This is a genomic window from Xanthomonas sp. CFBP 8445 (genome assembly GCF_025666235.1).
GTDB lineage: Bacteria > Pseudomonadota > Gammaproteobacteria > Xanthomonadales > Xanthomonadaceae > Xanthomonas_A > Xanthomonas_A indica.
This window is the reverse complement of record NZ_CP102594.1, coordinates 2561904-2580647: the sequence shown is the minus strand read 5'-3', so window position 1 is coordinate 2580647 and position 18744 is coordinate 2561904. Positions and strand designations below refer to the sequence as shown.

13 protein-coding genes are annotated in these 18744 nt (G+C 68.2%); 9 read left to right on the top strand and 4 right to left on the bottom strand.

The genetic code is table 11. The features are described 5' to 3' along the window. Nucleotide 1: 1 nt before the first annotated feature. Nucleotides 2-2182 (top strand): ATP-binding protein, encoded by a 2181-nt coding sequence (locus NUG21_RS10950; protein ID WP_263390860.1) that lies wholly within the window; start codon nucleotides 2-4, stop codon nucleotides 2180-2182. Nucleotides 2183-2236: 54 nt separating this feature from the next. Here NUG21_RS10950 and NUG21_RS10945 read toward each other — a convergent pair whose 3' ends face one another. The 4 genes from NUG21_RS10945 to NUG21_RS10930 form a co-directional block, all read right to left on the bottom strand. Beyond that, the gene (locus tag NUG21_RS10945; protein ID WP_019797315.1) at nucleotides 2237-3109 is read right to left on the bottom strand and encodes a crotonase/enoyl-CoA hydratase family protein; all 873 of its coding nucleotides are present in this window, start codon (nucleotides 3107-3109) and stop codon (nucleotides 2237-2239) included. Nucleotides 3110-3258: 149 nt separating this feature from the next. Continuing rightward, nucleotides 3259-4944, bottom strand: coding sequence for a fatty acyl-CoA ligase RpfB (locus NUG21_RS10940; RefSeq protein WP_160946660.1), 1686 nt, complete (start codon nucleotides 4942-4944; stop codon nucleotides 3259-3261). A gap of 798 nt (nucleotides 4945-5742) precedes the next feature. After that, nucleotides 5743-8502 (bottom strand): aconitate hydratase AcnA, encoded by a 2760-nt coding sequence (acnA, locus tag NUG21_RS10935; protein ID WP_160946661.1) that lies wholly within the window; start codon nucleotides 8500-8502, stop codon nucleotides 5743-5745. Between the two features lie 169 nt (nucleotides 8503-8671). Then, nucleotides 8672-9574 (bottom strand): LysR family transcriptional regulator, encoded by a 903-nt coding sequence (locus tag NUG21_RS10930; protein WP_010343328.1) that lies wholly within the window; start codon nucleotides 9572-9574, stop codon nucleotides 8672-8674. A 103-nt stretch (nucleotides 9575-9677) separates the two neighbouring features. Here NUG21_RS10930 and NUG21_RS10925 point away from each other — a divergent pair, with 103 nt between their 5' ends. The 8 genes from NUG21_RS10925 (at nucleotide 9678) to acnB (ending at nucleotide 18626) form a co-directional block, all read left to right on the top strand. Next, nucleotides 9678-10784, top strand: coding sequence for a 4-oxalomesaconate tautomerase (locus tag NUG21_RS10925; RefSeq protein ID WP_263390859.1), 1107 nt, complete (start codon nucleotides 9678-9680; stop codon nucleotides 10782-10784). A gap of 83 nt (nucleotides 10785-10867) precedes the next feature. Next, nucleotides 10868-11920: an ABC transporter substrate-binding protein gene (locus tag NUG21_RS10920; RefSeq protein WP_263390858.1), complete on the top strand. Its 1053-nt coding sequence runs from the start codon at nucleotides 10868-10870 to the stop codon at nucleotides 11918-11920. An 11-nt stretch (nucleotides 11921-11931) separates the two neighbouring features. Beyond that, nucleotides 11932-12765: an ABC transporter ATP-binding protein gene (locus NUG21_RS10915; protein WP_242083587.1), complete on the top strand. Its 834-nt coding sequence runs from the start codon at nucleotides 11932-11934 to the stop codon at nucleotides 12763-12765. Next, complete coding sequence (locus tag NUG21_RS10910) at nucleotides 12749-13525, top strand: ABC transporter permease (RefSeq protein WP_160946665.1); 777 nt, start codon at nucleotides 12749-12751, stop codon at nucleotides 13523-13525. The genes NUG21_RS10915 and NUG21_RS10910 overlap by 17 nt, the downstream gene beginning before the upstream one ends. A 120-nt stretch (nucleotides 13526-13645) precedes the next feature. Then, on the top strand, nucleotides 13646-15094 hold the full coding sequence (locus tag NUG21_RS10905) for an OprO/OprP family phosphate-selective porin (protein WP_263390857.1): 1449 nt from the start codon (nucleotides 13646-13648) through the stop codon (nucleotides 15092-15094). Between the two features lie 220 nt (nucleotides 15095-15314). Continuing rightward, on the top strand, nucleotides 15315-15578 hold the full coding sequence (locus NUG21_RS10900) for an AbrB/MazE/SpoVT family DNA-binding domain-containing protein (protein WP_010343322.1): 264 nt from the start codon (nucleotides 15315-15317) through the stop codon (nucleotides 15576-15578). Next, entirely contained in the window at nucleotides 15575-15982 is a 408-nt protein-coding gene (locus NUG21_RS10895) for a type II toxin-antitoxin system VapC family toxin (RefSeq protein ID WP_019798091.1), read from the top strand. The genes NUG21_RS10900 and NUG21_RS10895 overlap by 4 nt, the downstream gene beginning before the upstream one ends. Nucleotides 15983-16034: 52 nt before the next feature. Then, the gene (acnB, locus tag NUG21_RS10890; RefSeq protein ID WP_160946667.1) at nucleotides 16035-18626 is read left to right on the top strand and encodes a bifunctional aconitate hydratase 2/2-methylisocitrate dehydratase; all 2592 of its coding nucleotides are present in this window, start codon (nucleotides 16035-16037) and stop codon (nucleotides 18624-18626) included. The last annotated feature ends 118 nt before the right edge of the window (nucleotides 18627-18744 follow it).

The window sequence follows — 18744 nt, the reverse complement described above, 5'->3', positions numbered from 1 at the left end:
CATGATCTCGGCGATCAGCTGGGTGCGGCAACGGTTCGCGGAGCGCAAGGATACCGAGCACGGCCAGGCGTTCGTCCGCATCTGCATGGTCGCGCTGATCCTGGCGTACGAACTGTCGTTCTCGCACACCTGGGACATCGCCCCGCGGCAGCGCGCCTACGTCATCGGCCTGACCCTGATCTCGCAGGCGGTGGCCCTGGCCCTGATGACCTGGATCGTGGCCAGGCCGCAGCGCTCGGACATGCGCCGGATCATCGGCATGGTCGCCGACTACGGGCTCATGTCGATGGCGATGAGCGCGATCGGCGAACCGATGGCCTGCATCTACGTCGTCATCATGTGGGTCACCATCGGCAACGGCCTGCGCTACGGCAACCGCTACCTGTACCTGGCCGTGGCCATGGCGGTGGCCAGTTTCAGCATCACGCTGATGACCAGCGACTACTGGATCGCCAATCGTGGGCTGGGCATCGGCCTGCTGGTCGGCCTGGCCGCCATCCCGCTGTATCTGTCCGGGCTGCTGCGGCAATTGACCTCGACGACCGCCGAGGCGCGCCGCGCCAGCGAGGCCAAGAGCCGCTTCCTGGCCAACATGAGCCATGAGTTCCGTACCCCGTTGAACGGCCTGTCGGGCATGACCGAGGTGCTGGCGACGACGCGGCTGGACGCCGAGCAGCGCGAGTGCGTCAACACCATCCAGGCCTCCGCGCGCAGCCTGCTGTCGCTGGTGGAGGAAGTGCTGGACATTTCCGCGATCGAGGCCGGCAAGCTGCGGCTCGACAAGCGCGATTTCTCGCTGCGCGAAACCCTGGAAGGAATCAGCCTGATCCTGCAGCCGCAGGCGCGGGCCAAGCGCCTGGCCTACCAGGTGGATGTCGCTCCCGACGTGCCGGACTATCTGTCCGGCGATCCGGGTCATCTGCGCCAGGTGCTGCTGAACCTGGCCGGTAACGCCATCAAGTTCACCGAGACCGGCCGGGTCGATATCCGGGTGCGCCTGCACAAGAACGAGCAGGGGCAACCGAAGCGCCTGAGTTTCGACATCGTCGATACCGGGATCGGGGTGACGCCGGACATGCGGCCGCGCCTGTTCGAGGCGTTCGAACAGGCCGACGTCGGCCTGTCGCGCCGCTACGAAGGCAGCGGCCTGGGCACCACGATCGCCAAGGGCCTGGTCGAGGCAATGGGGGGCAGCATCGGTTATCAGGAGAATGCCCCGCGCGGTAGCCACTTCTGGTTCGAACTGCCATTCGTCGCAGCGGCGGTACCGGCATCGGCGGAGATCGGCGCGCCGGCGGCGAGCGTGCCGACGGCGGCCGAGGAGTTCGACACCAACGGCAACGTCATCGCGTTCTCTGACCCCTTCCTGCGCCACCGTGCGCGGGTGCGTGGCATGCGTATCCTGGTCGCCGACGACCACGCCGCCAACCGCATGGTGCTGCAGCGTATGCTGCAGAAGGCCGGCCATCGCGCCATCTGCGTCGACGGCGCGGAGGCGGTGCTGGATGCGCTGGCCGAGAGCGAGTTCGATGCGGTGATCGTCGACCTGCACATGCCCGGCATGAGCGGCCTGGACATGCTGCGGCAGTTGCGGGTGATGCAGGCCGGCGGGCCACGCACGCCCGTCGTGGTGCTCAGCGCCGACGTGACCCCCGAGTCGATCCAGCGCTGCGAACAGGCCGGCGCCCGTACCTTCCTGGCCAAGCCGGTGGTGGCCAACCGGTTGCTGGACACGCTTTCCGATATCGCCATGGAGGGGCGCCTGCGTGCGGGCAGCGAGACCGGCGTGCGGCAGATTGCGGTGTCGAGCGAAGGGGTGCTGGATGCGTCGGTCCTGGACGAACTCGCCGGGCTCGGCATGGGCGACGGGTTCGAACGCGAATTCATCTCGCAGTGCCTCAACGATGCCGAAGGCTGCCTCGGTGGCATGCAGATCGCCGGTGAAGCCGAGCACTGGGAACGCCTGCGCGAACACGCGCATGCGATCAAGGGCGTCGCCAGCAATCTCGGCCTGGTACGGCTCGCCAGCCTTGGCGGCGAATTGATGCAGATGCCGGAATGGCAGGTGCGCAGCGAGTGGCGGGCACGGCTGATGGCGCTCAACGCCAGCCTGACCGAAGGCCGCGAGGCCCTGGATCTGCGTGCACGGCAGAGCGCCGTGCAGGACGGCGAACTGCGCTGAGGATGCCCGGCGCTGAGCCGGGTCATCCCCCATTGCCGAGAGCAACGCCAGGGCTCAGGCGGCAACGACGCCCGCCTGGGCGCGCCGGAGCTGTGCACGCACCAGCCGATCCATCGTCCGCAGCGACTTTTCGCCCAGGGCCAGCGCGGCGTCCACCCAGATTTCCGTCACCGCGAGCAATTCTTCGCGGCGCACAGGCTGCACCACCTTGCGCATCGCATTCATCGCCAGATGCGCCAGCGGCGCGCGCCGCTGCTGCTGGATCAGGTCGCGCACCGCGTCCTTGCCCTGGCCCTTGGGCACCAGCACGTCGACGATGCCCATGGCATGCATCTCCTGGCTGCTGAAAACGTGACCTCCCAGGATGAGCTTTTCCGCGGCATGCGGTGCGATGCGGCGGCTGAGGAACGAATACGCGCCCATGCCGGGGAACAGGCCGAACATGATTTCCGGCAGGCCCATGCCGACATCCTCTTCGGCCACGATCAGGTGGCACGACAGCGCCATTTCCAGACCGCCGCCGAGCGCATCGCCTTGCAGCAGGGCGATGGTGCGGAAACTGCCGCCAAGTCCCTCGTGGAAACGGTGTACGCCATCGATGCAGCTTGTCGCGTAGGCCATCAGCCCGGCGCGATCGCGGCGGCGGATGTAGTGGCCGAACAGTTCCAGATCGCCGCCGAGGTTGAACGCACTGCCATCGGACGCCAGCACCAGGCTGCCCAGCCGCGCCGACGCCAGGGTGCGGGGCTGGCTGAGGGACGCGAGATAGCTGTGCATCTCGCGCATCAACGTGGGATGGAAGCAGGGCCGTTGTGTCGCGGCGTTGCCTGCATGCATGTACAACCAGTGGCTATCGTCGTCGTCGTCCGCATCGATACGGATGCTGGAATAGGCGCGGGTACAGGGCAGCGTGTCGGTCATGCTCATGGCGGGCTCTCGGAAAGACGCCCGCGGAGATGGCGTGGCGCAGCGGGCGAATGCGTTTCCACCCGGCGGATGCTACACCCGGGTGCCGCGGCCGGAATTCGGCCCGCCAGCGCTTGCGCGGGCGCCGCGTGGGCGCCCGTCGGACCTGCTTATTGCGGCGGCGGCGCGTCGCGCAGCTCGCGCCGCAGGATCTTGCCGACGTTGGTCTTGGGCAGCTCCTTGCGGAACTCGACGATGCGCGGATGCTTGTAGCCGGTGAGGTTGGCGCGGGCGTGGGCCTTGACGTCCTCGGCGGTGAGGTTGGGGTCCTTCTTGACGATGACCACCTTGACCACTTCGCCGGATTTCTCGTCGGGCACGCCGACCGCGGCCACTTCGAGTACGCCCGGCATCATCGCGATGACGTCCTCGACTTCGTTCGGATACACGTTGAAGCCGGACACCAGGATCATGTCCTTCTTGCGGTCGACGATATAGAAGAAGCCCTGCGGATCCATCCGCGCCATGTCGCCGGTGTGCAGCCAGCCGTCGGCATCGATGGCGCTGGCGGTTTCTTCCGGCCGGCGCCAGTAGCCCTTCATCACCTGCGGCCCGCGGATGCACAGCTCGCCGACCTCGCCATGCGCCAGGATCTGCCCCTGGTCGTCCTTCACGCAGGCGTCGGTGGAGGGGATCGGCAGGCCGATCGCGCCGTTGTATTCGGTCAGGGTCAGCGGGTTGATGCAGGCCGCCGGCGAGGTTTCGGTGAGGCCGTAGGCCTCGACCAGGGTGACGCCGGTGACCTGCTTCCAGCGCTCGGCCACCGCGCGTTGCACCGCCATGCCGCCGCCGAGGGTGAACTTCAGCGAGGAGAAGTCCACCTTGTCGAAGCCCGGCGTGTTGAGCAGGCCGTTGAACAAGGTATTGACGCCGGTGAAGGCGGTGAAGCGGGTCTTCTGCAGTTCCTTGACGAAGCCCGGCATGTCGCGCGGATTGCTGATCAGGTGGTTGAGTCCGCCGAGCTTCATGAAGACCAGCCCGTTCGCGGTCAGTGCGAAGATGTGGTACAGCGGCAGCGCGGTGATGATGACTTCCTTGCCTTCCTCCAGCTTGCCGGTTGCCGCGATCCAGGCGCCGGCCTGCAGCATGTTGGCGACCAGGTTGCGGTGGGTCAGCATGGCGCCCTTGGCCACGCCGGTGGTGCCGCCGGTGTATTGCAGGAAGGCGATGTCGTCCGGTGCGATGTCGATCGGCGGCAGCGTGTGCAGGCGGCCGAGGGTCAGCGCGTCACGGAAGCGGATCGCATTGGGGATGTCGTAGTCCGGTACCAGCTTCTTGACGTATTTCAGGACGAAGTTGACCAGCGGGCCCTTGGGGAAACCGAGCATGTCGCCCAGGCCGGTGGTGATGACCTGCTTGACGGGCGTGTCGGCCAGCACTTCCTGCACGGTGGTGCCGAAGTTGTCGATCACCACCAGCGCGCTGGCGCCGGAGTCGATCAGCTGGTGGCGCAGTTCGCGCGGGGTGTAGAGCGGATTGACGTTGACCACGGTCATGCCGGCCAGCAGCACGCCGAAGGTGGCGATGGGGTATTGCAGGCAGTTGGGCATCATCAGGGCGACGCGGTCGCCCTTCTTGAGTTGCAGTTCGCCCAGCAGGTAGCCGGCGAATTGCCGGGCCAGTTCGCCGGCCTCGCGGTAGGTCAGGGTCTTGCCGAAGTTGCAGTAGGCGGGGCGGTCTCCGAACTTGGCCACGGAGCTTTCGAAGACCGCGGCGACGGAGCGGTACTCGTCGACGTTGATGTCGGCGCCAACGCCGGCCGGATAACTCTGCAACCACGGACGATCCAGACTCATATTCCCCCTCCAGGAAACGTATTGATTGGCTCACGACGGACAGTATCCGTCAGAACCGGCAACGGCAGCATACCGTTCCGTAGGGAAAAGGCGAACAGGGGCGGGGTGGTGGTGGCGGGGAGTCGTTGATTTTCTTGGTGTTGTGCGCTGCACGCTGAGCGCTTGAAATGCGGCGGCGAGTGCTGGCGCCTTGGTGCGCTTGCCGGGCAATGCCAAGCAGAGGCTTTCGCCCTTTCGGGCGAGTTACTTTTCTTTGCTTGTGCAAAGAAAAGTAACCAAAAGAAGCGCTTTACCACAGCCGAAGGCTGGTCAAGCACACCCTGCCTACGCGCCCTCCGCGCTGCGCGCTCCGGGTCCGCGTCCATCCCGGGGATCCGCGGAAGGGGCATCCTGCCCCTGCCGCGGACGGCGCACGTCCATGTGCGCCGCTCCTTCGGGGTTTTTCCCCGGGCTGGCCGCCGCTTCGGAAGGGAACCCGGAAGAGCAGGAGCAAACGCAACAGCAGCAACAGCAACAGCAACAGCAACCGGGGTCGTGGCTGCGGATGAGTAACTGGACATGGCCATTTCGCTGCCCGCTGTGCTGCGCAGTGCAATAGCCGCCACTTGGGTCGCGCTTTCGCCGCCGGAAACCGACAAGCGAGCTGGGCCGTGCTGCCAAACGTCCGGAGCACTTACCGCAGCAGGCTGCCGTGGTGGGCGAGCCGGCGCGCTTGCAAACCATGGGTTCGCGCGCCGGCGCAGCGCCCCCGCGCTGGCGCGGGGGCCGGGCTTCCGCTGCCGGAAACCGCGGGGTCGGTCAGCGCGCAGCCAACTGCCGCAGCACGTACTGCAGCAGGCCGCCGTGGCGGAAGTACTCCACTTCCTTCGGCGTCAGCAGCATCACCGCCACCTCGAAGGACTGCGTACCGCCGTCGGCCTTGGTCGCGACGACCTTGGCGCGCTTGCTGGCGCCGTCCTGCAGGCCGGTGATCTCGAACACCTCCGAGCCGTCCAGGCCCAGGCTCTGCGCGTTCTGGCCGTCGAGGAACTGCAGCGGCAGCACGCCCATGCCGACCAGGTTGGAGCGGTGGATGCGCTCGAAGCTCTCGGCGATTACCGCCTTGACCCCGAGCAGGTTGGTGCCCTTGGCCGCCCAGTCGCGCGAGGAGCCGGTGCCGTATTCCTTGCCGCCGATCACCACCAGCGGCACGCCGTCGGCCTTGTACTTCATCGCCGCGTCGTAGATCGCCAGCTTTTCCGGCTGGCCGCCGCCGGGCGGGTAGTACAGGGTGTTGCCGCCTTCCTCGCCGCCGAACATCAGGTTCTTGATGCGGATATTGGCGAAGGTGCCGCGGACCATGACGTCGTCGTTGCCGCGGCGGCTGCCGTAGCTGTTGAAGTCGGCCGGCTGCACGCCGCGTTCCTGCAGGAAGCGGCCCGCCGGCGAGTCCTTCTTGATGTTGCCGGCAGGGGAGATGTGGTCGGTGGTGATCGAATCGCCGAACAGGCCCAGCACGCGCGCGCCATGCACGTCCTCGATGCGGCCGACCTGCATGGTCATGCCCTCGAAGTAGGGCGGGTTCTTGATGTAGGTGGAGGCGCCGTCCCAGGCGTACAGCTCGCCATCGGGCGAGGCGATGGTGTTCCAGCGGCTGTCGCCCTTGAACACGTCGGCGTAGTTCTGCTTGAACATTTCCGGGCCGACGGTGGCGGCGATGGTGTCGCCGATCTCCTTGTTGCTCGGCCAGATGTCGCGCAGGTATACCGGCTGGCCGTCGCTGCCGGTGCCCAGCGGGTCGCGGGTCAGGTCGATGTCGGTGGTGCCGGCGATGGCGTAGGCGACCACCAGCGGCGGCGACGCCAGGTAGTTCATCTTCACTTCCGGATGCACGCGGCCTTCGAAGTTGCGGTTGCCCGACAGCACCGAGGCCACCACCAGGTCGTCCTGCGCGATCGCCGCGGACACGTCCTCCGGCAGCGGGCCGGAGTTGCCGATGCAGGTGGTGCATCCGTAGCCGACCACGTAGAAACCGAGTTGTTCCAGGTCGCCCATCACCCCGGCCTTCTTCAGGTAGTCGGTGACCACCAGCGAGCCCGGCCCGAGCGAGGTCTTGACCCAGGGCTGCGCCTTCAGGCCCTTGGCCACGGCGTTGCGCGCGAGCAGGCCGGCGCCGAGCATGACCGCCGGGTTGGAGGTGTTGGTGCAGGAGGTGATCGCCGCGATCACCACCGCGCCGTCGCGCAGGCGCCAGCCGGCGCCGCTGGCCTCGGCGTCCTGCGCGTGCGCCGCCTGGGCGCCGACCGCGGTGCCGCCGCCGCCTTCGTTCTTGAGCCGGTCTTCCTGCGTGGCGTCGCTGCGGCGCTTGGCGCGCGCGTCGGCGAACGGCACCAGGCTGTCGCGGAAGTTGCGCTGCATGTCTTCCAGCAGCACCCGGTCCTGCGGGCGCTTGGGGCCGGCCAGCGACGGCTTGACGTCGCCCATGTCCAGCTCCAGCGTCGCGCTGTAGCTGGCATGCGCGCTGTCGGCGTCGTGCCACAGGCCCTGCGCCTTGGCGTAGGCCTCGACCAGCGCGATCTGCTCTTCGCTGCGGCCGGACAGGCGCAGGTAGGTCAGCGATTCGGCGTCGATCGGGAAGATGCCGCAGGTGGCGCCGTACTCCGGCGCCATGTTGCCGATGGTGGCGCGGTCGGCCAGCGGCAGGTGCTGCAGGCCGTCGCCGAAGAACTCGACGAACTTGCCGACCACCCCGTGCTTGCGCAGCATCTGCGTCACCGTCAGCACCAGGTCGGTGGCGGTGGCCCCTTCGGGCAGCTTGCCGGTGAGCTTGAAGCCCACCACCTGCGGGATCAGCATCGACGAGGGCTGGCCGAGCATCGCCGCTTCGGCCTCGATGCCGCCCACGCCCCAGCCGAGCACGCCGATGCCGTTGATCATGGTGGTGTGGCTGTCGGTGCCGAACACGGTGTCGGGGTAGGCCAGCGCCTCGCCGTCGCGTTCGCCGGTCATCACCACCCGCGCCAGGTGCTCCAGGTTGACCTGGTGCACGATGCCGGTGTTCGGCGGCACCACCTTGAAGTTGTCGAAGGCCTTCTGGCCCCAGCGCAGGAAACCGTAGCGTTCCTTGTTGCGCTGGAATTCGATCTTGCCGTTGAGATCCAGCGCGTCGGGCTTGCCGAACACGTCCACCTGCACCGAATGGTCGATCACCAGTTCCGAGGGGATCAGCGGATTGATCTGCTCCGGGCGTCCGCCGAGCTTGACCACGGCGTCGCGCATCGCCGCCAGGTCGACCACGCACGGAACGCCGGTGAAGTCCTGCAGCACCACCCGCGCCGGCATGAACGCGATCTCGGTGTCCGGCTCGGCGGTCGGCTGCCATTGCGCCACCGCTTCGATGTGCTCCTTGCCGACGGTCGCGCCGCCGTCCTCGTGGCGCAGCAGATTCTCCAGCAGGATCTTCAGCGAGTAGGGCAGGCGCGAGATGTCGAAGCGCTCGCCGAGCTTGGGCAGGCTGAAGTAACCGTAGGTCTTGCCGCCGACGTGCAGCTGGCTGCGGGTGGAGAACGAGTCGTTCATGCGGGGAACTCCTGATTGCGGATGGCTTGCATTGGCGCGCTTTCGCGAGCCTGCTTGCGAGTGCCGGGACGTTGCGTTGCCGGCGTTGCGCCGCGTTGCGGCGCGGCCGGAAGGCGCGGCGGCCCAAGGCGTCGGGCGGAAGCTTACACGTTCAGATGTAGCGCTCGTGTCACGGCTTGCCGCGCCAGCGGCTCATCAGCATCTGCAGGAAACGTTCGGCGCTGGGCGAGAGCAGCGCGCTGCGCCGGCGCACGATGCCGATGGTGCGCGAGACCACCGGGTTGCCGATCGGCCGGGTCACCAGGATCGGATGCTCGCCGTCGGGCGTGGCCATTTTCGGCAGCACCGACACGCCGATACCGGCCTCGACCATGCCCAGCGAGGTGGACAGGTGGGTCACTTCGTAGTGCCAGCTCAGCTTCAGGTTCTCGCGCGCCAGCGCCCCGTCGAGCAGGGTCCGGTTGCCGCTGGTGCGGTGCACGGTGATCAACTGGTGCTGGGCGAGGTCGGCCCATTCGATCCGGCGTTTCTTCGCCAATGGATGGTCGCGGCGGCAGGCCAGCACGAAGGGATCTTCGGCGAGCACGTCGAAATCCAGGTTGGGATCGTTGGCGCCCATGAAGTTGATGCCGAACTCGACCTCGCCGCGTTCCACCGCCTGCAGGCCCTCGGTGGCGGGAATGTCGAGGATGCGGAAGCGCACGTGCGGATGCGCCTCGCGGAAGCGCGCCATCACGCTGGGCAGGAAGTAGAACGCGGCAGTCGGCAGGCAGGCGATGGTGACGGTGGCGCCGCGCGCATCGTCGTGGCCGCGCACCGAGAACAGCGAGCCGTCGAACTCCTCGATCATGCGCCGCACCAGCGGCAGTAGGTTCTCGCCGATGGCGGTGGTGGCCACGCTGCGGGTGGTGCGTTCCAGCAGCGGCGACCCGACCGCCTGTTCCAGCTTCTGGATGCGCCGGCTCAGCGCCGGCTGCGACATGTGCAGCGCCTCGGCGGCGCGATGGAAGCTGCGCGTCTCGGCCACGAGCAGGAACGCGCGCAGGTCGAGGATTTCGCAATTGATGCTCATAGGTAATCAATCATCCAAAAATTAGCAATTCACAGATCAATTGGGTCATGCCAGTATCGAATCAGACGAAGACATTCATCTTCATGGCGCATCAATCTACACCATGTCCAACGATCTGCTCGGCATTCCCTGCGTGCTCATGCGCGGCGGCACCTCCAAGGGGCCGTTCTTCTTCGCGCCGGACCTGCCGGCCGATCCCGCCCGCCGCGACCGCCTGTTGCTGGAGGTGATGGGCGCCGGTCATCCGCTGCAGATCGACGGCATCGGCGGCGGCAACGCGCTGACCAGCAAGGTCGCCATCGTCGACCGTTCCAGCCGCGCCGACGCCGACGTGGACTATCTGTTCGCGCAGGTGCGGGTCGACCAGCAGGTGGTGGACACCTCGCCCAACTGCGGCAACATGCTGGCGGCGGTGGCGCCGTACGCGATCGAGCGCGGCCTGGTGCAGGCACAGCATCCGCGCACCCAGGTGCGCATCCACAACGTCAATACCGGCAAGCTGATCGTGGCCACGGTGGAAACCCCGCACGGCCGGGTGGTGTACCGCGGCGAGACGCGCATCGCCGGGGCGCCCGGCGCGGCGGCGCCGATCTGGCTGTCGTTCCTGGACGCGGCCGGCGCACGCACCGGCAAGCTGTTGCCGAGTGGGCAGGCGCAGGACACCATCGACGGTGTCATGACGAGTCTGGTGGATTGCGCCATGCCGATGATGTTGCTGCGCGCGGCCGATCTCGGCGTGCGCGGCGATGCCTCGCCTGCCGAGCTGAACGCCGATGCCGCGCTGCTGGCGCGGCTGGAGGCGCTGCGGGTCCAGGCCGGCGCACGCATGGGCATCGCCGATCCCGGCAGCAAGGTGATTCCCAAGCCGGTGCTGCTGTCGGCACCGCAGCATGGCGGGGACCTGCAGGTGCGCTATTTCATGCCGCAGCAGTGCCACACCGCGCTGGCCATCACCGGCGCGGTCGGCATCGCCACCGCGGCGGCCACGCCGGGCACCCTGGCCAACGTCTTCGTCGGCGATGCGGCGCTGCCGCGCCACGTCGTCCTTGAACATCCAAGCGGCGCCCTGGAGGTGGGATTGAGCCGCACCGCGGCCGATGCGCCGATCGTCGCCAGCGTGGTGCGCACCGCCCGCCGGCTGTTCGAAGGGCGGGTCTTCGCGACCTCGCCCATGTCCACCGAGGCCCGCCAATGGATCTCCGCGGCATGACATGACCTGAACCGGCCCGGCGCCTGCATGCACGCACGGCGTCTCGACCGACAACGCACACGCTTCAATCCTGGGAGGGATCGATGTTGTCCAGAACGTTCTTCACCGCGGCGCTCGCCGCGGCCGGCCTGCTGCTCCTCACCGCCTGCGGCAAGGGCGGCGGGGATGCGGCGAGCGCCGACGCCACGCCCGTGCGCATCAGCGTCGGGTCCTACAATCTCAACAACCTGCCGTTCTTCATCGCCGACGCCAATGGCTATTTCGACCAGGTCGGGGTCAAGGTCAAGACCGAGAACTTCGCCCAGGGCGGCTCCAAGGTGCTGCAGGCCTTGGTGGCCAACTCCACCGACGTGGCGGTGGGTTTCTACGACCACACCATCCAGATGCAGTCCAAGCGCAAGGACGTGGTCGCCTTCGTGCTGCTCTCGCGCAATTCCGGGCTGGTGCTGGCCGGGCGCAACGACACCGCCTTCGATCCGGCCAGGCCGCAGACCATCAAGGGACTGAAGGTCGGCATCACCGCGCCGGGCTCATCGTCCGATTTCTTCGTGCGCCATTACCTCTCGCGCAACGGCATCGCCGAGCGTGCGGTGTCGTTGATCGGCGTCGGCTCCGGCGCGGCCGCGGTGGCGGCGCTGGAGCAGGGCAAGATCGACCTGCTGGTCAACTACGATCCGGCGGCGACCCTGATCAGCGAGCGCAAGATCGGCAGGATCCTGATCGATGCGCGCAGCGATGCCGGTGCGCGCCAGGTCTACGGCGGGCTGTACCCGACCTCGGTGATGTACGCCAACCGCAGCTTCCTGCAGCAGCGGCCGCAGGATGCGGAGAAGATCGTGCGTGCCGAGCAGATGGCGCTGCGCTTCATCGCCGACCACTCCGCCGAGGAGATCGTCGCGGCCTTGCCCGATGCCTACGTCTCCGGCGACCGCGCTACCTATGCGCGGGCGGTGGAGAACGCCCGCGCCATCTTCACCCGCGACGGGCGCTTCGTCGCCGCCGACCTGGAAACGCCGTTGACCGTGCTGCGCGAGTTCAACAAGGACGTGGCGCGCGCGGACATCGATCTGTCCAAGACCTACACCAACGCCTTCGTCGACCGCGCCAGCGGTGCGGGCAAGGCGGCCCAACCGTGAGCGGAGGAACCATGGCACGCAACGCTACCGTGCAGCGCCTCAACGGCGCGCCGCACCTCGATCCGGCGCAGACGATGGTCGCGATCAACAACGTCACCATGTCCTTCGGCGATTTCACCGCCGTGCGCGACGTGGACATCCAGGTCGCCGATGGCGAGTTCCTGGCCATCGTCGGTCCCACCGGTTGCGGCAAGAGCACCATCCTCAACTCGGTGGCGGGGCTGCTGTCGCCGTCCGCCGGCCAGGTCGTCATCGATGGCCGCCCGGTCGCCGGCGTACAGGAAGCGGTGGGCTACCTGTTCCAGCAGGATGCGCTGCTGCCGTGGAAGACCGCCTTCCAGAACGTGGAGCTGGGCCTGCGCTTCCGCGGCGTGGCCGAGGCCGAGCGCAAGCAGCGCGCCAATGCCTGGCTGGCCAAGGTCGGCCTGGCCGGGTTCGAACACCGCTACCCGCACCAGCTCTCCGGCGGCCAGCGCAAGCGCGTGCAGATGGCGCAGGCGCTGATCGTCGAGCCGAAGGTGATCCTGATGGACGAGCCGTTCTCGGCGCTGGACATCCACACCCGCCACCTCATGCAGAACGAACTGCTGCGGCTGTGGCAGGAGCAGCGCCGCTCGGTGATCCTGATCACCCACGACCTGGAGGAGGCGATCGCGCTGGGCGACCGCGTGGTGGTGCTGTCCTCCGGCCCCGCCAGCCGCGTGGTGCGCAGTTTCGACGTGGACCTGCCGCGTCCGCGCAACGTCGCCGAGATCAAGCTCGACGCGCGTTTCACCGACCTGTACCGCGACATCTGGGCCTGCCTGCGCGGCGAAGTGGAGAAGAGCTATGCACGCCAAGACTGACAAACTCATCCAGCTCGCGCTGGTCGTGGCCGTGTTCGGCGGCTGGGAGGGCGGCATCGCCCTCGGCCTGATCGACCCGTTCTTCTTCCCGGCGCCGACCGCGATCGTGCAGCAGGCCTGGACCTGGCTGTCCGATACCGGCTTCTACCAGCACGTCTACATCACCCTGACCGAAACCGCGCTCGGCTACGTCATCGGCACCGCGCTGGGCGTGGCCGGCGGCGTGTGGCTGGGCCTGAGCCGGCGCTCGGCGCGGATCCTGGACCCCTTCATCAAGGGCTTCAACGCAATCCCGCGCGTGGTGCTGGCGCCGATCTTCGTGCTGTGGCTGGGTCTGGGCCTGTGGTCGAAGGTGGCGCTGGCGGTGACCCTGGTGTTCTTCACCACGTTCTTCAACGCCATGCAGGGCGTGCGCGAGGTCAATCCGGTGGTGCTGGCCAATGCGCGCATCCTCGGCGCCAACCGCCGCGACCTGCTGCGCCACGTGTACTTCCCGGCGGCGGCGAGCTGGATCCTGTCGTCGTTGCGCACCTCGGTGGGCTTTGCCGTGGTCGGCGCGATCATCGGCGAATACCTCGGCGCCTCCGCCGGCCTGGGCTACCTGATCGCGCAGGCCGAGGGCAACTTCAATGCCGTGGGCGTGTTCGCCGGCATCATCATCCTGGCCGCCTTCGTGCTCCTCATCGATGCGCTGCTGGACGTGATCGAGAACCGCCTGATCACCTGGCGTCCCAACGCGCAGAACCAGGCCACCAGCTGACCGCGGCCGCGCGCCGCCGGCCAGGCCGGTGGCGCGCCTGTCGCGCGCATCGCATCCCCCCGCACCATCGCAACGGGCCAGCGCCAGGCCAGGCGCCCGGCTGGCCGGAGAGACCCATCCATGCATCCCCATCCCGTGCTGCCCCGCGCAGCGCTGACGCTCGCGCTCGGCCTGCTGCTCGGCGGCGCCAATGAGGCCGCTGCGCAAACCGTGCCGGCCGCGCCGGCCACATTGAGCCAGGTCGAACTGACCGCGCTGGTGCGGCAGCAGGCGCTGCAGATCCAGCAACTGCAGGCGCGGCTCGACGCGCTGCAGGCCCCCGCCGCGCCGAGTCCGGCGCCCGCCACCACGGCGTCCGTCACCACCGCGCCGGCGCTGGAAGTCCGCGTCGCCGCGCTCGAATCGGCCCAGGCCAAGGCGCCGAAGGTGTCTTGGTCGAAGGGCGCCCCGGAGTTCGCCAGCGCCGACGGCAACGTGGTGTTCCGTCCGCGCGGCCGCCTGTTCGTCGATGCCTCCAGCACCGACGGTTCCGCTGCCAGCCAGCGCAACCTGTCCGGCACCGAGATCCGCTCGGTGCGACTCGGCGCCGAAGGCCGCTACGGCCAGCTCGGCTGGGTGGTGGAGGGCGACTTTGCCGACAACGCGGTGGCCTGGAAATCGGTGTACGCCAGCGTCGACCATCGCCTATTCGGCCTGCCGGCGGAGTTGAGCGTGGGCAATCGCCTGAACGATCGCGGCATCGATGGCGCCAGCAGCACGTCCAACACCCCGTTCCAGGACCGCAACGTGGTCGGCACGCTGATCCTGCCGCAGCGCGGCCTGTTCGGCGTCGGCCTGACCGAGCGCGTCTACGGGCGCGGCTGGCACGCCAGCCTGTCGGTGGCGGGCAACGACCTCAACAACGCCGGCGACGACAACGACAGCCTGACCTGGGCGGCGCGCGCGCACTGGAATCCGCTGGCCGGCAAGGCCGCGACCGTGCACTTGGGCGCCTGGGCCTTCCACGAGGAGATCGCCGCCGGCGTCAGCGGTGTGCTGCGCAGTTCGGCGATCGCCGGGCATTTCAACGACCAGGTCCGGATCGCGCCGGGAACACTGCTGGGTGCGCAGCGCAGCGACGGCTACGGCGCGGAACTGGCCGGCGTCTTCGGCCCGGCCTGGGCCAGCGGCGAGTGGGGCACGCGCAATCTGCGCGGGCGCGACGCGGCCGGCGGCTACGATCTGGATCACCAGGCCTGGGCGGTGTCGGCCGGCTGGTTCCTGTCCGGCGCGCTGCCCGCGTATGCCGGCAAGACCGGCACCTGGGGCCGGGTCAAGGTCGCCGCCCCGGCCACCGCCGGCGGCGCCGGCGCCTGGGAACTGAAGCTGCGCTACGAGGACGTGGACTACGCCGAGCTGCCGAGCGGCGGCCGTGGCCAGGCCTGGACGCTCGGGACCAATTGGTACCTCAACGACGTCAGCCGGCTGATGCTCGACGTGATCCGCTGGCAGACCGACAACCGCAGCGGCACCGTGCAGGGCAAGGACCAGGGCACGACCTTCAACACCCGGCTGCAGGTGGCGTTCTGAGCCGCTGAAAGAGGGCGGGGCGGCCCTGCGTTCGCGGCGGTCACCGGCATGGCGTTCACGCGCGGGCGTGCGGCGGCTGCCGGGGATGCCGCGAGGTCGTTGCCTGTGGCGGCATAGCGCCCCGCTACCTGACCGGGCGCTGTGCCGCGGTGTGTCCGTCGCTGGCGGTATGACGGCCGAAGTATGTATAATCCGTGCATACCGAACCGGGCCTACACCGATGGAAGCCACTGTCGCCGAACGCGGTCAGATCACTCTTCCCAAGGCCGTCCGCGATGCGCTGGGCCTGAGCAAGGGCACCATCCTGAAAGTGGAACTGGACGGCGGCCGGATCATCCTGCGCAAGAGCGTGGACGATGCCATCTCGCGCGCCCGCGGCCGCTTCAAGCTCGACGGCTTCGCCAGCACCGACGAAGCGATGCGTGCGATCCGCGGCCGCGCCCCGGGCGATCCGTTCGAACCCGAACCCGACGCCGGCGCATGATCGCCATCGACTCGTCCGTGCTGGTGGATCTGCTGGCCGACGGCCCGCAGGCCGATGCCGCCGAAGCCTGCCTGCGCCAGTGCCTGAGCACCGGCCCGGTGGTGGTCTGCGACATCGTCCTGGCCGAAGTGTGCAGCGCGCTGCGCGACGGCGCCGAGGCGTTGTCGGTGCTGGAGGACATGAGCATCCGCTTCAGCGCGCTGGAGGCCAAGTCGGCCTTGCGCGCCGGCGAGATGCAGCGCCGCTTCCGCGCCCGCGGCGGCAAGCGCGAGCGGGTGGTGGCCGATTTCCTGATCGGTGCGCATGCGCTGCTGCAATGCGATGGCCTGATCACCCGCGACGACCGTTTTTTCCGCGATTACTTCAAGGGCTTGAAGATCATCGTCCCCAAGCCTGCCGGCTGACGCCGCGCAACCGCTACCGCTCATTCCCACCGTTTTTTCCCGGAGAACCCGCATGTTGGAAGCCTACCGCCACCACGTTGCAGAGCGCGCCGCGCTCGGAATCCCGCCGCTGCCGCTGAGCGCGCAGCAGACCGCGCAGGTCATCGAACTGCTGAAGAATCCGCCGGCCGGCGAAGAGCAGTTCCTGGTCGAACTGCTGAGCCACCGCGTGCCGGCCGGCGTCGACGACGCCGCCAAGGTCAAGGCGTCGTACCTGGCCGCGGTCGCCTTCGGCAGCGAGAAGACCCCGCTGATCTCGCCCACCCGCGCCACCGAACTGCTGGGCACCATGCTCGGCGGCTACAACATCCATCCGCTGGTCGAACTGCTGGACAACCCGGAGCTGGGCGCGGTCGCCGCCGAAGGCCTCAAGCACACGCTGCTGATCTTCGACGCCTTCCACGACGTGCAGGAAAAGGCCGAAGCCGGCAACGCGCACGCCAAGGCGGTGCTGCAGAGCTGGGCCGAGGCCGAGTGGTTCACCAGCAAGCCGGAAGTGCCGCAGAGCCTGACCATCACCGTGTTCAAGGTGCCGGGCGAGACCAACACCGACGACCTGTCGCCGGCCCCGGATGCCACCACCCGCCCGGACATCCCGCTGCACGCGCTGGCGATGCTCAAGAACAAGCGCGACGGCGCGCCGTTCGAACCGGAAGAGGACGGCAAGCGCGGCCCGATCCAGGCCATCGCCGACCTCAAGGCCAAGGGCCACCTGGTCGCCTACGTCGGCGACGTGGTCGGCACCGGTTCCTCGCGCAAGTCGGCGACCAACTCGGTGCTGTGGTGGACCGGCGAGGACATCCCCTACATCCCCAACAAGCGCTTCGGCGGCGTGTGCCTGGGGTCGAAGATCGCGCCGATCTTCTACAACACCATGGAAGACGCCGGCGCGCTGCCGATCGAGCTGGACGTGTCGCAGATGGAGCACGGCGACGTGGTCGAGCTGCGTCCGTACGAGGGCAAGGCGCTGAAGAACGGGCAGGTGATCGCCGAGTTCGCGATGAAGTCCGACGTGCTGTTCGACGAAGTGCGCGCCGGCGGCCGCATCCCGCTGATCGTCGGCCGCGGCCTCACCGCCAAGGCGCGCGAGTTCCTGGGCCTGCCGGCCTCGGACCTGTTCCGCCTGCCGATGAACCCGCCGGACACCGGCAAGGGCTTCTCGCTGGCGCAGAAGATGGTCGGCCGCGCCTGCGGGCTGCCGGAAGGCCAGGGCATGCGCCCGGGCACCTACTGCGAACCGAAGATGACCTCGGTCGGCTCGCAGGACACCACCGGCCCGATGACCCGCGACGAGCTGAAGGACCTGGCCTGCCTGGGCTTCTCCGCCGACCTGGTGATGCAGTCGTTCTGCCACACCGCGGCGTATCCCAAGCCGGTCGACGTCAAGACCCACCACACCCTGCCGGAGTTCATCTCCACCCGCGGCGGCGTGTCGCTGCGTCCGGGCGACGGCGTGATCCACAGCTGGCTCAACCGCATGCTGCTGCCCGACACCGTCGGCACCGGCGGCGACTCGCACACCCGCTTCCCGATCGGCATCTCGTTCCCGGCCGGCTCCGGCCTGGTGGCCTTCGCCGCCGCCACCGGCGTCATGCCGCTGGACATGCCCGAGAGCGTGCTGGTGCGCTTCAAGGGCCAGATGCAGCCGGGCGTGACCCTGCGCGATCTGGTCAACGCGATCCCGCTTTACGCGATCAAGCAGGGCCTGTTGACCGTGGCCAAGCAGGGCAAGAAGAACATCTTCTCCGGCCGCATCCTGGAAATCGAAGGCCTGCCGGAGCTGAAGGTGGAGCAGGCGTTCGAACTGTCCGACGCCTCCGCCGAGCGGTCGGCCGCCGGTTGCACGGTGCGCCTGAACAAGGAGCCGATCGTCGAGTACCTGACCAGCAACATCACCCTGCTGAAGTGGATGATCGCCGAAGGCTATGCCGACGCGCGTTCGCTGGCGCGGCGGATCAAGAAGATGGAGGAGTGGCTGGCCGACCCGCAGCTGCTCGAGCCCGATGCCGATGCCGAATACGCGGCGGTGATCGAGATCGACCTGGCCGACATCCACGAGCCGATCGTGGCCTGCCCGAACGACCCGGACGACGTGAAGACCCTGTCCGACGTGGCCGGCGCGGCGATCGACGAGGTGTTCATCGGCTCGTGCATGACCAACATCGGCCACTTCCGTGCCGCGGCCAAGCTGCTGGAAGGCAAGCGCGACATCCCGACCCGCCTGTGGGTCGCGCCGCCGACCAAGATGGACGCCTCGGAGCTGACCAAGGAAGGCCACTACGGCACCTTCGGCGCCGCCGGTGCGCGCATGGAAATGCCGGGCTGCTCGCTGTGCATGGGCAACCAGGCGCAGGCGCGCGAGGGCGCCACGGTGTTCTCGACCTCCACCCGCAACTTCCCCAACCGCCTGGGCCGCAACACCAACGTGTACCTGGGCTCGGCGGAACTGGCGGCGATCTGCTCGCGCCTGGGCCGGATCCCGACCAAGGACGAGTACATGGCCGACGTGGGCGTGATCAAGACCAGCGGCGAGCAGATCTATCGCTACATGAACTTCGATCAGATCCAGGACTACCAGGACGTGGCCGCCACGGTCGCCGCCTGATCGCCCCGGCGATGTGCTGACGCGACGTGCCGCCTGTGCGGCACAGTCGCAACGAAAAGCCCGGCATCGCCGGGCTTTTTTGTGGATGTGGCTGGCGTTTCGCGGCGCGGCGGACGTG